The 13,299-nt window shown below is 62.0% G+C and carries 10 protein-coding genes; 5 read left to right on the top strand and 5 right to left on the bottom strand.

The genetic code is table 11. From position 1 onward, the window contains the following. Nucleotides 1-7 precede the first annotated feature (7 nt). From G7025_RS23170 to G7025_RS23150, 5 genes are read left to right on the top strand one after another with little or no spacing between them, the layout of a single operon-like run. Entirely contained in the window at nucleotides 8-1,225 is a 1,218-nt protein-coding gene (locus G7025_RS23170; protein ID WP_181081354.1) for a glycosyltransferase family 4 protein, read from the top strand. After that, entirely contained in the window at nucleotides 1,216-2,319 is a 1,104-nt protein-coding gene (locus G7025_RS23165) for a glycosyltransferase family 4 protein (protein ID WP_181081353.1), read from the top strand. The genes G7025_RS23170 and G7025_RS23165 overlap by 10 nt, the downstream gene beginning before the upstream one ends. A 2-nt stretch (nucleotides 2,320-2,321) precedes the next feature. Next, a complete protein-coding gene (locus tag G7025_RS23160; protein ID WP_181081409.1) occupies nucleotides 2,322-3,749 on the top strand; it encodes an O-antigen ligase family protein in 1,428 nt (475 codons plus the stop codon). Then, nucleotides 3,749-5,155 (top strand): lipid II flippase MurJ, encoded by a 1,407-nt coding sequence (locus G7025_RS23155; protein ID WP_181081352.1) that lies wholly within the window; start codon nucleotides 3,749-3,751, stop codon nucleotides 5,153-5,155. Before G7025_RS23160 ends, G7025_RS23155 begins: the two co-directional genes overlap by 1 nt. Nucleotides 5,156-5,183: 28 nt before the next feature. Further along, nucleotides 5,184-6,212 carry an acyltransferase family protein gene (locus G7025_RS23150; protein WP_305437243.1) on the top strand — a complete coding sequence of 343 codons (1,029 nt, stop codon included), beginning with the start codon at nucleotides 5,184-5,186 and terminating at the stop codon, nucleotides 6,210-6,212. 40 nt (nucleotides 6,213-6,252) lie between these two features. On the opposite strand, the gene G7025_RS23145 is transcribed toward G7025_RS23150, so the two are convergent. The 5 genes from G7025_RS23145 to mrdA form a co-directional block, all read right to left on the bottom strand. After that, a complete protein-coding gene (locus G7025_RS23145; RefSeq protein ID WP_181081351.1) occupies nucleotides 6,253-6,834 on the bottom strand; it encodes a DUF4174 domain-containing protein in 582 nt (193 codons plus the stop codon). A 164-nt stretch (nucleotides 6,835-6,998) separates the two neighbouring features. After that, a complete protein-coding gene (locus tag G7025_RS23140; protein ID WP_181081350.1) occupies nucleotides 6,999-7,631 on the bottom strand; it encodes a glutathione S-transferase N-terminal domain-containing protein in 633 nt (210 codons plus the stop codon). Nucleotides 7,632-7,702: 71 nt separating this feature from the next. After that, nucleotides 7,703-10,060 (bottom strand): DNA polymerase II, encoded by a 2,358-nt coding sequence (locus G7025_RS23135; protein ID WP_181081349.1) that lies wholly within the window; start codon nucleotides 10,058-10,060, stop codon nucleotides 7,703-7,705. A gap of 225 nt (nucleotides 10,061-10,285) precedes the next feature. Continuing rightward, nucleotides 10,286-10,741 carry an SRPBCC family protein gene (locus G7025_RS23130; protein WP_181081348.1) on the bottom strand — a complete coding sequence of 152 codons (456 nt, stop codon included), beginning with the start codon at nucleotides 10,739-10,741 and terminating at the stop codon, nucleotides 10,286-10,288. 270 nt (nucleotides 10,742-11,011) lie between these two features. Beyond that, nucleotides 11,012-12,904, bottom strand: a complete 1,893-nt coding sequence (gene mrdA / locus G7025_RS23125; RefSeq protein WP_181081347.1) for a penicillin-binding protein 2 — start codon at nucleotides 12,902-12,904, stop codon at nucleotides 11,012-11,014. Nucleotides 12,905-13,299 lie beyond the last annotated feature (395 nt).

The raw sequence follows: 13,299 nt of genomic DNA, 5'->3' as shown, positions 1-13,299 counted from the left end.
AACGGCCATGCGCATTTTATGGATCCTGCCCTACTCGCCCTGGCCCGCCACCAGCGGCGGCAAGACGCGCCAGTTCCACCTGCTGCGCAGCCTGGCCGCGCGCGGACACCGGATCACCCTGCTGCTGCACGACAAACACCCGGTGGCGCCCGCCGACCGCCAGGTGCTGGAGGCGTTTCTTGAACAGGTGATCATCCTGCCCCGCCGTCCGTTGCGCAGCTTCACGACCCTGTTGGCAGGGTTGTTCGCACCCTACCCGCTGCTGGCCAGTGTCAACGGGCTGTCGGCAGCGCTGCAGGCGCGCTTCGAGCAGTTACTGAGCGAGCACTGGGACGTGGTGCAGATCGAACATTCCTATACCTTCCAGCCTTATGAACAGGCGCTGGCGCGTCAGTGCCAACCCTTCGTGCTGACCGAGCACAACGTAGAGTCGGCCCTCGGTGCCGCCACCTATGACCGGCTGCCGCGCTGGTCGCTGCCGTTTATCCGCTATGACCAATGGCGCTACCAGCGTTGGGAACAACGGGTGATGCGCCAGGCCGCCCAGGTGGTGGCCGTTACCACCAGCGACGCCCAAGTGCTGGAAACCATCGCCGGCAAACCGCTGTCGGTGGTGGTCAACGGCGTGGACTGCGCGCACTTCGCCGGCGCGCGCCCGGACCCTGCGACCCAGCGTGTGCTGTTCCTGGGCAACTATGAATATGCACCCAATGTGGATGCCATCGAGTGGGCGCTGGAAGAGATTCTGCCGAAGGTCTGGGAGCACTGCCCCGAGGCGCGCATGAGCGTGTGCGGCTTCGGCATGCCCGGCAGCTGGCGCGAGCGCTGGCCGGACCCGCGTATCGAATGGCAAGGCTTTGTGCCCGACCTGCTGCAATTGCAATCTCGCTGTTCGGTGTTCCTGGCGCCGCTGCGCCACGGTGGCGGCTCCAAGCTCAAGGTGCTGGAAGCTCTGGCCGCCGGCCTGCCGCTGGCGAGCACCGAGCAAGGTGTGTCGGGGCTGGATCTGGTGGAAGGTCTGGACTATCTCGGCGGGCAAAGCGCCAGCGGCCTGGCGAATGCCGTGGTGCGTCTGCTGCAGCACCCCGAAGCCGCCGTGCCGATGGGCGAAGCGGGCCGCGCCTATGTGCGCCGCGCCCATGATTGGAACGTTGCCGCCAGCCAGCTGGAGCAGGTGTATGCCGCCCTGGCGCCGCACCCCCACGAGGAGCCCGCATGCGTGTAGGCCTGGATTACCGCACCGTTGGCACCTCGCCGCAATCGGGCATCAGTCGCCAGGTGTATGCGCTGGAAAGCGCCTTGTACACGCTGCCGGAGATCGAACTGGAGCGCTTCACCGTCGCGCCCCTGGGCGATGAAACCCGCTTGCAGGCCCACTGCCCGGTCTGGGGCTGCGCGAAGACCGCGATGCACCAGCCGCACAATCGCCTGCGCTTCGAGGCCGGATTTCTGCCGCGTGCACTGCGCGAGCAACATATCGACCTGTACATCAGCACGTTCAACATGGGCCTGCCGTTGCCGCCCAAGCCACAAGGCCTGCGCACCGTGGTGCTGCTGCATGACCTGTTCCAGATCACCTTGCAGAACTACCACGCCAATCGTCTCAAGGCGCTGATCTACAAGACCAGCGATCGCCTGTCGATTGCCTACGCGGTGCACAGTGCCGACCGCGTGTGGACGCCGTCGCGGTACAGCGCGGACGAGACCGCGCGGCTGTTCCCCAAGGCCTCCGGCAAGATTCGCGTGCTGCCCAATCAGGTCGACGGGTTTAGCGCGCTGGCCGCCGACCTCACGGCGCGCCAACTGCCCGCGCGCTACTGGCTGTTGGTAGGCACCCGCGAGTTGCGCAAGAACGTGCCGTTTCTGGTGGAGGCATGGCAGCAGGCGCGACGCCAGTCACCTGCGGTACCGGAACTGGTGCTGGTGGGCAGCCTTGAGCATTTGCCGCCAGCCCAGCGCGCACTGCCGGGGATTCGGGCGTTGAGCGGCGTGTCGGATGCCGAGTTGCATGCGCTGTATCGCCACGCCGAACGCCTGTGGCAACCCTCGTACGCCGAGGGCTTCGGCCTGCCGGTGATCGAGGCGCTGAGCGTGGGCACCCCGGTGGCGGTGGCCAGCGGCACCTCGTTGGATGAAATCACGCCACCCACTGCGCCGCGCTTTTCTCCCACCGACGGTCCGGCGCTGATGCAGTTGATGCTCACCCTGAGCGAGCGGCCCGCCGAGGAATCGCCCGAACAACGCCGCCTGTGGGCCGAGCGTTTCAATCACCACGCCTATCGCCAGCGCCTGGGCGAACTGATCGAGGAACTGAAGTGAAAGTGAACCTGGCCAGTCTCGTCGCGATTCTCTTCGGCCTGCTGTTTGGTGCCCTGGCCCTGCTGCTGTCCCCGGCCAAGGCATTCCTGGCGGTGATCGGCCTGGCGGGCGTGGTGACCATCCTGCGGTTCCCGCTGTGGGGCTTGCTGCTGTTTGCGGGGATGGCGACGTTCATGCCGTACTCCACGGTCAATCTCGGCATTCGCAGCACGGTCAGCGAAGCGATCCTGGCCCTGACCTGGGGCGCGATTGTGTGGCACAGCTTTCTGTCACGCCTGCCGGCCACGCCGAGCCTGGCGACGCGGCCCACCGACCATATGCTGCTGTGGCTGATGCTGTTCAGCGTGTTTCCCTTCATTGTGGGGCAGGTCACCGTCCAGGCCGACACCAGCGGCGTGGCCAACTGGCTGCGCTGGTTGTTGAACCTGTCAGGGGTGTTTCTCGCCGCCAGGCTGCTGGTGGAACGTAAACACCGCGAGGCGCTGGTGATCGCCCTGCTGCTGGGCACCCTGGCGATGCTGCTGCTGTCGATCGCAGTGTTCGTGCGCACCCGCTCCGGCGCCGGCATTGCGTCGATTCTGGCAATGTTCAACTACGCCAACTTCGACATGCTCAAGTTCGGCCTGGAAGCCATGTCCTCGCGCATGGGTTCGCCCTGGACCCACCCGAATGCCATCGGCGGGATCATGGCCTTGCTGCTGCCGCTGGCGTTCTGCTTCGGCATGACCGAGCAAGGTTGGAGACGCGCGCTCGGCCTGGGCGTGGCATGTCTGGGTGCGGCGGCGTTGCTGCTGGCGAGCAGCCGTGGGGCGATGGTGAGCCTGGCATTGGTGTTGATGTGGATGGCCATTCGACGGGTGCCGTACACCGGGCGCCTGCTGATGATCGGCGCGGCGCTGACCGTGGCGTTGGTGCTCGCCTATCCACCGCTGCAGGACCGACTGGCAACCATCTTTTCCTCGAGCAATGCGAGTACCGAGGTGCGCTTCGACGAGTACCGCATGTTCCCGCAGGCGGTGGCCTCCTATCCCCTGGGCATCGGGTTCAAGGCCGACCCACCGGTGCCCGGTTCGCACCTGCTGGGGATCTCCAACCTGTGGCTGAACTACATCTACAAGATCGGCCTGGCCGGCATGCTGTTGTTTGTTGCGGTGACGATGCGCTGGTGGCGCGAGGCACGCCCGGATAAAGGCCCGATCCGCCTGACCAAGGACAATGCGTTGTGGCTCGGCACCACCGCCGGCATCCTGTCGGCGCTGGTCAGCGGCCTGTTCGACCACTACTTCAGTTTCGCGGTGGTGATGGTGGCGCTGTTCTGGCTGATGGTGGGGATCAATGTGCTGGAGGCCCGGCGGCTGTTCCCGGCGCGCGTGCCGCAGGTCAAGCGGGTGGCGCACGGTAAACCGCTGATTGATGGTGCGCCCTTCTGATGCTCGGCTCCGCCGCGTGGCTGACCCTGGCAACCTTGCTGGGCCTGTGCCTGGGATTTGCCCGCGAGTGGCTGCTGGTGGCGGCGTGGGGCGCCGGCGAGCGCAGCGATGCGTTCCTGATCGCGTTGTTCCTGCCCGAAGCGCTGCGCATGTCGTTGGCCGGCGGCGTGCTGAGCGCCGCCGCACTGCCGCTGTACCTGGCGCGCAAGGAGCGCGAGCGACTGGACTGGCTGGCGGTATTGTTTCCGGCCCTGCTGTTGATTGCGCTGCTGACCAGCCTGCTGTTGATGTGGCTGGCACCCTGGCTGGTGCAGGTGCTGGGGCCTGGATTGGCGAACAGCGCCACGGCTCTGGCCGCCAATAACCTGCAGATCGTCGCGTGGTGCGTGCCGGGATTACTGCTGCACGCCCTGTTCAGCATTCCCATGCAGGCCAGCGAACGCTTTGTGCTGGCGGGGCTGGGCTCGTTGTTGTTCAACCTGCCGCCGGTGACTTACCTCGCCGTCGCGGGCAGCGCCACACAGCCGCACTCACTGGCGCTGGCGTGCCTGGCCGGCAGCCTGCTGATGCCGCTGGCACTGCTGCCGTCGATCTGGCGCCAGGGTTGGCGCCCGTGGCGTTGGCAACTGAGCGCTGCGCCGCTGCGGGAACTGGGCCAGCGCATCGGCCCGCTGCTGCTGAGCAACGGCGCCAGCCAGGGCCTGGCCTTGATCGAGCGCCTGGTGGCGTCGCTGCTGGGAGAAGGCGCGGTGACGTGGGTCAACCTGGCGCGCAAGCTGATGAACCTGCCGCTGATTGCGCTGATGAGCCTCAATCAGGTGCTGCTGGGCATGATGAGCCGACGCCAGGGCGATGAGCGCCTGGCCCTGCTCAAGCGCGGCCTGCAGACCGCCAGTGTGCTGACCCTGCCGGCGGGCGTCGGCCTGGTCGCCGCCGCGCCGAGCCTGGTGGCGCTGCTGCTGCCCAGCCAATCGCTGGGTTCGCCGCTGCCGCTGCTGCTGGCCTGGTTTGCCGTACCGCTGGTGTTCGGCGCATGGAATGCCCTGCTCGCGCGTTACGCCTACGCCGCCGGCGACACTCGCCAGCCGCTGCGCTGCGAGCTGCTGGGCAGCCTGGTCAATGTACTGCTGCTGGGCGCCCTGCCGTTTATGGTTGGCCTGGCGGGCATCCCATTGGCCGCGCTGGCGGGCGTGATCTGCACGGCGTTGTTGTTGATGCAGCGCCAGGCGTTGCTCGACGCTCTGCCCTGGGCTCGTCACTGGCTGCTCAGTGCGCTGCTGCTGGGCCTGGCGGCGCTGCTGTTCCCGGTGCCTGGGGTATGGCTGCAACTGGGGCTGAGCACGCTGGCCGGCGCGGGAGTGATGCTGGGTATGGGGCTGTGGCTCAAGCCGTGGCGTAAAGCATGAGTTGCTGTCATCGAACGGGAGCACTGAGGTGAAACATCGCTGGATTCAAATGGACATCGCCAAAGGCATCGGCATCCTGGTGATCGTGTATGCCCACAGCTGGTTCGTCGCCACATCGCCGGACGTGTTGTATCCGATCCTGGCATCGTTTGTGCTGCCGTTGTTTTTCTTCCTGTCCGGGGTGTTTTTCAAACCGGAACAGCCGTTTATGGAAATGGCGGTGCGCAAGGCGGACGGCCTGCTCAAACCATTTTTTTTCACCATGCTGGTGTATGTGATCGTGCGCGATGTGCTGCGCGGCCAACCTTTGCTGCCGGACATCGGTGGCGTGTTGTATGCCACGGTGGGCACCATACCGTGGCAGGCGCTATGGTTCCTGCCGCACTTCTGGGTAGCGATTGTGTTCAGCTGGGTGCTGCTGCGGCTGATCCAGCGCCTGTCGCTGGCGCTGAGCTGCACCGTAATGATCGTCCCGCTGCTGCTGGGCATCTGGATGCTGCCTTGGTTCTGGCAACTGCCGGTCACGATCGGCGAGCACACCTGGGTGCTGCCCGGCCTGCCGTTCAGCCTGGACATCACGCTGATCAGCAGTGCGTGTTTTGTGTATGGTTACCTACTTCGCGATTGGCTGCGGACCCACGGCGGTTCCTGGCTGACACTGCTGGTGTCGGTGGTGCTGTTCGCCGCGGTGTTCCTCTATAGCCATGCCACCATGGACCTGGCGCAGCGTCGCTACGATCACTGGCTGTGGACCAGCCTGCTGGCGGTGATCGGCGTGTATCTGTGCTGGGCACTTGCGAAGGTGATCATGGCGTCGCTCCTGTTGACGCGGGTGATGACCTACATTGGCCAGTCCACCTTGATCCTGTTGATCTTCCATGGCGAGATCCAGCACAAGACAGTGGACCTGCTGGTGCGCCTCGGGCTGCATGACTTTGCCGCGGCGTGCATCGGATTTGTGGTGGCCGTGGTGGTGCCATTGCTGATCGGGGAAGTGATCAAGCGGGTGGCGGCCCTGCGGTTTTTCTATTTTCCGTTTCCGGTGCGCAGGCGCTAGGAATAGGTGTGGGGAGCGAGCGTGCTCGCTCCTTGCGAGGTTAATCGTCCAATGGCTGCGCAGTTGGCTTGCTACCGTGCTTGGCAGGCTTGGCGCCCTTGGCCGGCGTCGGGGCAGGTGCCGCTGGTTGCGGCTCAGGTGCCGCCGCGGCTTCCTTTTCGGCCATGGGCATCTGGTCGATGGCGCTGAAGAATTCCTTGAGGTCGAGGGTATCCGGTGGCACGGTCTTCTCGAGCTTCTTGTCGCCGTCCTTGCCGACCAGGATCACTTTGGTACCGCTGCCGGCGCCAAGTTTGAGGGCGCGGATCAAGGCGTTGGTTTCCGGCGGGGTGAGTTTTTTGTTGTCTTTAGGGTCTTTGGCGAACTTCTCGCCTTCGGCGCCGATGCTGCCGAACTTGACGGTGTAGAACACCATGCTGCGTTCTTCAAAGGACTGCTTGGTGGCCGGCTCGTCCAGCGCCTTCTTGAGCTTGGCCAACGTATCGTTGCCGGAATCAAGCTCTACCACCACCAGCGGGCGGGCCTTGCCCAGGTCCTGTTTGAGCGGGTTGATATCGTCAGCCGCCAACAGCGGCCCCGTAAACGCCATCAAGGTAGCCAGGGTCAGCGACCGGATGAGCATGCGCACCTCCTTTGAATTCCATGCAGGGTTCTTGAGTTTCATGTCTGCGACCGTCAAATTCAAGGATGATTCCTACAGCACTTTGAGAAAGCGTAGGTCAGGACGTCCGCGATGCAAGGGGTTGAGGAGGGTCACGACGATTGTTTCGCTTGATTACAGAAACATTACGACACCTTCCACTGCGGCCAATGCCGGGCAAACACGGGGGCCACGACGGGGTCGGCATCCACGCGCGCCAGCGTTTGTGCAAAGCCTGGCGCCAGGGCGCTCAGCGCCTCTCGCGCCGCGTCCCAGCGCGACACCGTCGCCGCCATGAGGCCCAGCGCATTCGGCTCACCGTTGTCGGCAAACAACTGCTCGGCGAACTGCTCGGCAAATATCACCCAGGCCTGATGCAGGTGACGCCGTGTGCCGCTGACCAGTTGCGCCTGCACTGCGTCCGGCGCGTCGCCCAACCAACGGTGCGGGTAGTCGATGATGCCAATCGCCGAGTAGCAATTGGCCGCGATGTACACCAGGCCGCGGATGATCTGCGCGCGGTCGCCACTCAGCAGGTGCGCATCGGGAAATGCCAGGCCCAGGTGGATCAGAATGGCTGCGCTTTCCGTTAACACCTGGCCGTCCGGCGTGACCAGCGTGGGGATCTGCTTGAGGGGGTTGATGCGCGCCAAGGCATCGCTGCCCTCACCTTCGTGCCAGGAGCTGGCGTCCACCCGATGCCACGGCACTGCGCAACGCTGCAGGGCAATTTCGATCATGCATGAGCCGGACTCGTCGGTGCCGTAGAGCGTGTACATCGGGAATTCTCCTTGATTGCGCGTCGAAGAAGGCCAAGCGTGCAGACATGCGACCGCTCAGTGCAAGCGCTTTAGAACAGTCCCATCTGCCCGCCGACCAACGTGCTGAAGTCGTCATTCACAAAGGGCAGAATCGCATCGGCCACCGGCTGTAATTGGCGGGTGACGTAGTGATCGTAGTCGATGGGCGCCCGACGCACCTCCAGCGGTTCAGGCCCGTTGACGCTGATCACGTAACTGATCCAGCCACCGCGCTGGTACTGGCGCGGGCGGCCCAGGCGGTCGTTGTACTCGTCCGCCAGGCGCGCGGCACGCACGTGGGGCGGCACATTGCGCTCGTAATCGTCCAGCCGGCGTCGCAGGCGTTTGCGATAGATCAGCAGCTCATCGAATTCGCCGCTCAAGGTTCGTTGCACGTAATCGCGGATATACGCCTGGTGCGGCTGACGGTGAAAGATGCGCCGGTAAAGCTCCTGCTGGAACTGTCGGGCCAGCGGCGACCAGTCGCTGCGCACGGTTTCGAGCCCCTTGTAAACCATGTCTTCGCGGCCGTCGCCGTGCACGACCAGGCCGGCGTAACGCTTCTTGCTGCCCTCCTCGGCGCCGCGAATGGTCGGCATGAGGAAACGCGTGAAGTGGGTTTCATATTGCAGCTCCAGGGCGCTCTGCAGGCCGAACTCGGCGCTCAAGTGCGCGCGCCACCAATCGTTGACGTGCCTGACCAGCGCCTGGCCGATGCGACTGGCGTCATCCTGTGAGTGCGCGCGGCCGAGCCAGACAAAGGTGGAGTCGGTGTCGCCGTAGATCACCTCATAACCCTGGGCCTCAACCAACTGGCGGGTCTGGCGCATGATTTGGTGACCACGCAGGGTGATCGATGAGGCCAGGCGGGTGTCGAAGAACCGGCAGCCACTGGAGCCGAGCACCCCGTAGAAGGCGTTCATGATGATTTTGAGCGCCTGGGACAGCGGTGCATTGTGTTCGCGCTTGGCCACTTCACGCCCCTCGGACACGCGCGCGACGATCGACGGCAGGCAATGACGTGTGCGGGAAAACCGTGCACCGCGAAAGCCTTCGACCGAATCACTGTCGTCGGGGTGTTTGAGGCCTTCGATCAGGCCCACGGGGTCGATCAGGAAACTGCGGATGATCGACGGGTAGAGACTTTTGTAATCCAGGACCAGCACCGACTCGTAAAGACCGGGGCGAGAGTCCATGACGAATCCGCCGGGGCTGGCCTGGGGCGGTTTGTCGCCCAGATTCGGCGCAACGAAGCCCTGGCGGTGCATCAGCGGCATGTAGAGGTGAGTGAACGCGGCGACGGAACCGCCGTTACGGTCAGCCGGCAAGCCGGTGACACTGGCGCGCTCCAGCAGGAACTTGAGCAGCTCGGTCTTCTCGAAAATCCGTGTGACCAGTTCGCAGTCCTTGAGGTTGTAGCGTGCCAGGGCAGGCTTGTCCTCGGCGAACATGCGGTTGATTTCGTCCATGCGTTGGTACGGGGTGGAGATGTCCTTGCCTTCGCCGAGCAGGGTTTGCGCAACGTTTTCCAGGCTGAAGGACTCGAAACTCCAGGTCGCCGACCGCAACGCCTCGATCCCGTCGATGATCAAGCGTCCCGCCGCCGCCGCGAAGTAATGATTGCGGCTGCCGTGCTCGCGCCAACTCATGGCCTCGTCACCGCGCCCGAGCAGCAATGGCACATTGAGGCGCTGGGCGTGCTCATGGAGCACCCGCAAATCGAACTGCACCACGTTCCAACCGATGATGGCGTCGGGGTCGTAGGTTGCCAGCCATTCATTAAGACGCTCGATCAATTGGGCGCGGCTGTCGCAATAGTCGAGTTTGAAGTCCACCACATCGTTTTTGTTGGGCGGCCCGAGCATGTATACCTGGCGCTCTCCACACCCCTGGAGTGCGATGGAATACAGGTCGCCCTGGGCGGTGGTCTCGATGTCCAGGGACACCAGCTTGAGTGGCGGACGATAGTCCGGCGCGGGTTTCATCTGCGCGTCCGACAGAGCGCCTGTGCCGTCCGGCGTACCGCCGAACCAGACGGGCGCGGTAATGAAACGTTCCATCATGTAGCGTTCCGGCGGGCGTACATCGCCTTCGTACACATCGACACCTGCGGCCCGCAGGCGTTTTTCCAGGTCCATCAATTGGCGATGCTGGCGGGTATACAGTCCGAGGACGGGACGATGATGGAAATCACACAGTTGCAGTGGTCGCAATTCGATATCGCGCTCGCCCTTGAGCAGCCAATCCAGCGGTTTGCGATGCGCCTCGGGGATAAACATCACCGAGGTTTGCACGGGTAGGCGAATAAACCGTGGCCCCTGGTCGGTGGCCAGCCAGAAGCTGACCTCCGTGCCCGCCGGGGTATCACGCCAATGCCGGGTCAGGACAAAACCCTGCTGTAACTCCACCGTGCCGCACCTCAGGAATCGCTTTTAGCTGGTGATTCTACGCGGCACAGGGCTCAGGGCGTGAAGTAATGCTCATGACGAGCAGGTTTTATACCTGACCTCGTCTTAAAGCCGCATCCACTCGGTGTTCCCGCATTGTTAAACGCAGTTGACCGTCGTGATCATTCCGGCAATAGCTCACGGTTGCCTAGTCAGACGCTTGAGTAGTTGGCTCGATGGCCGGCGTCATTTTTTGAGGTAGTTTTCGATATTGCCCATTTGCTCGTCCCAGCCACGGGAGTTCATTTTGAACGCCTTCTGCCGGCGCGCCTCAGGTACGGCATTGAAGCCGGACTCGACTACACGCAGCAGAATCCCCGGCGCATGGTCCTCGATGGTGAATTCCACCAGGGTCGGAGTTTCCTTGTCGTAGTCGACATTTTTATCCACGGCGAAGGGATGCCATCTGAACGCGAACAACGTTTGTGGCAGGATTTTCTCGATGCTGGCCTTCCAGACCACGTGTTCATAACCGGGATAGGTGATAGGTGCTTCGATGATCTGACCTTCGACGAAGGTTTTGCCTTCGAGGGCGACACCGAACCATTTGCCGAATTGCTCGGCGTTCGTCAGCGCGTCCCATACTTTTTTACGTGAAGCATTGAGCAGGATTTTTCGCTCTATGCGATCTAATACGTGCATAAGTCACCTCCTCCATTGACCCTAGGTGACATCAAACAATGCGCAACCTCAAGTTGTAAGCAATGATGATGACCCGTCCATTACCTGACTCTACGATCTGACTGACGCACTGAATGGAAGTTGCTTTTGTAAGGGGATTCGTTATCGAGTGCGGAGCCTGAAAAGTCACATCTGAAGGTGGAGCGACGATCCAGGCGTAAGGCCCACTTCGCACATCTGGCCATGGCTCGCCTATGAGGACGTAGAGATTGGAAACATGGCAAGCATGAGTCAGACGCGTGGATCTCCAGGGGCCTTTGTCGGTGTCGCATATTGCGGCTTGAGGTGCCCTTCCTGATCGAGCAACCAGGCGTCCATGATCTGCCGCACCACAGGGCCTGCAACGCGACCACCGGCCTCACCGTTTTCGATCATGACCGAAATGACGATTTTCGGATGTTCGGCCGGGGCAAAACCTACAAACAAGGCGTTATCACGGTGGCGTTCAAGCGTCTTCTCGCGGTTGTAGCGCTCGCCCTGCTTGATCGCCACCACTTGCGCAGTACCACTCTTGCCAGCAATACGATACTGCGCGCCTTGCGCAGCCGCGCGCGCAATGCCGCGTGGGTCGTGCATGACCAGTTGCATCCCATGGTTGACCTGTTCCCAGTCGCGCGGATTCTTGAGAACGACGTTGGGCATGGGGTTTTCGTCTACCGGCGGTACACCGTTGATGGTTTTGGCCAGGTGCGGGCGATTCCACACACCTTTGTTGGCGATCAAGGCAGTTGCCTGGGCGAGTTGCAGCGGAGTGACTTGCATATAGCCCTGGCCGATGCCGAGGATCACGGTTTCACCCGGGAACCATGGTTGGCGTCGAGTGGCGCGTTTCCAGGCCTGGGACGGCATCAGACCGGCTGACTCTTCGAACATATCCAGAGATACTTTCTGCCCCAGGCCGAATTCGGCCAAATAGTCATGCAAGCGGTCGATGCCCAGCTTATGGGCCAGATCGTAAAAGTAGGTGTCGTTGGAGCGCATGATGGCGGCATCCATATCAACCCAGCCATCACCACTATGGTTCCAGTTGCGGTACTTATGGTCAAAATCGGGCAGTTGGTAGTACCCAGGGTCAAACACGCGCGTTTGAGCGGTGACGACCCCGCTGTCCAGACCGGCGATGGCCACCTCGGGTTTGATGGTCGAGCCGGGCGCATACAGGCCTCTCAGGACACGATTGAACAGCGGTCGGTCAATGGAGTCGTGCAGTGCAGCGTATTCCTTGAAACTGATGCCGGTGACGAAGAGGTTCGGGTCGAAACTGGGCTTGCTGACCATGGCCAGCACTTCGCCCGTTTGCGGGTCCAGCGCAACCACCGAACCTCGGCGATCACCCAAGGCTTGCTCTGCTGCTTCCTGAAGTTTGACGTCGAGGCTCAGGACGATATTTTTTCCAGGGATCGGGTCGGTGTGTTTGAGTACGCGAAGCACCCTGCCCTGAGCGTTGGTCTCGACTTCTTCATAGCCTACATGGCCATGGAGTTCGGACTCGTAAAAGCGCTCGATCCCGGTTTTGCCGATCGACTGCGTGCCGCGGTATTCCACCGAGTCGAGTGCTTTGGACTCCTTCTCATTGATCCGTCCTACATAACCAATGGAATGAGCAAAGTGCGGCCCCAGGGGGTAATGCCGGACGAACTGTGGCTCGACGTCGACCCCAGGCAAGCGGAACTCATTCACTGCCAGAACGGCAATCTGTTCTTCTGTGAGCTCGTAAAACAGTGTCACCGGGACAAAAGGATGGCGCGCCTGTTTGAGCGCCTTATCGAACAACGCACGGTCTTCAGTGGGTAGATGCAACAAATTGACGATGGCATCGAGTTCACTCTTGAGGTCAGTGGTGCGCTCGCGAGTAATGGTCAGGTTGTAACTGGGCCGGTTATCGGCAAGCACTACGCCGTTTCGGTCGTAAATCAACCCACGCGTCGGAGTGATGGGCAGCACATGGACACGGTTATTTTCAGAGATCGTGGAGTGGTAGTCGAACTGCACCACTTGCAGGAAGTACATGCGCCCTACCAGAGCGCAGGTGATACCCATGACCAACACTGCGCAGGCGAGCAGGCGCTTGTTGACCAGTCGATTCTCTTTTTCATGGTCTTTGATAGGTATGGGTTCAGGCATTTCTACAGCATCTCGTTTGAAGAAGGTCGACGCCGCGTCCTGCGGATAAAGATCAATCCCTGTGAAAATGTGCTGCACCATACCAAAAATGCAGAAACACTTTGCATCGATTTCTTCAACGGTACTCGGCGGTGCCTATTCATCAGACGAGAAAACCAGTGTATCGCCGTGACCGAGAACCGTACGTCGACCACAGCGGTAAAGCCGCAGCAATGACGAGGCGTGTGCAGGCGCAATGGCTGATAACAGTACTCGCGCTGACGCCCGTGGCGCTTTTCGAGCGCCCAAAACAAAACCCCAACTGCTCTCGCAATTGGGGTTTCGGAATTTAATCTTGACGATGACCTACTCTCACATGGGGAAACCCCACACTACCATCGGCGATGCATCGTTTC

It is taken from the genome of Pseudomonas lurida (assembly GCF_013522705.1).
Taxonomy (GTDB): Bacteria; Pseudomonadota; Gammaproteobacteria; order Pseudomonadales; family Pseudomonadaceae; genus Aquipseudomonas; species Aquipseudomonas quebecensis.
The sequence above is the reverse complement of the archived record's forward strand: the minus strand, read 5'-3'. Positions and strand labels throughout refer to the sequence as shown.

What these genes read in the sequence shown, in the direction of transcription:
- G7025_RS23170 (WP_181081354.1), top strand. Translation starts at nt 8, where the DNA reads ATGCGCATTTTATGGATCCTGCCCTACTCGCCCTGGCCCGCCACCAGC.
- G7025_RS23165 (WP_181081353.1), top strand. Translation starts at nt 1,216, where the DNA reads ATGCGTGTAGGCCTGGATTACCGCACCGTTGGCACCTCGCCGCAATCG.
- G7025_RS23155 (WP_181081352.1), top strand. Translation starts at nt 3,749, where the DNA reads ATGCTCGGCTCCGCCGCGTGGCTGACCCTGGCAACCTTGCTGGGCCTG.
- G7025_RS23145 (WP_181081351.1), bottom strand. Translation starts at nt 6,834, where the DNA reads ATGCTCATCCGGTCGCTGACCCTGGCTACCTTGATGGCGTTTACGGGG.
- G7025_RS23140 (WP_181081350.1), bottom strand. Translation starts at nt 7,631, where the DNA reads ATGTACACGCTCTACGGCACCGACGAGTCCGGCTCATGCATGATCGAA.
- G7025_RS23130 (WP_181081348.1), bottom strand. Translation starts at nt 10,741, where the DNA reads ATGCACGTATTAGATCGCATAGAGCGAAAAATCCTGCTCAATGCTTCA.
- mrdA (WP_181081347.1), bottom strand. Translation starts at nt 12,904, where the DNA reads ATGCCTGAACCCATACCTATCAAAGACCATGAAAAAGAGAATCGACTG.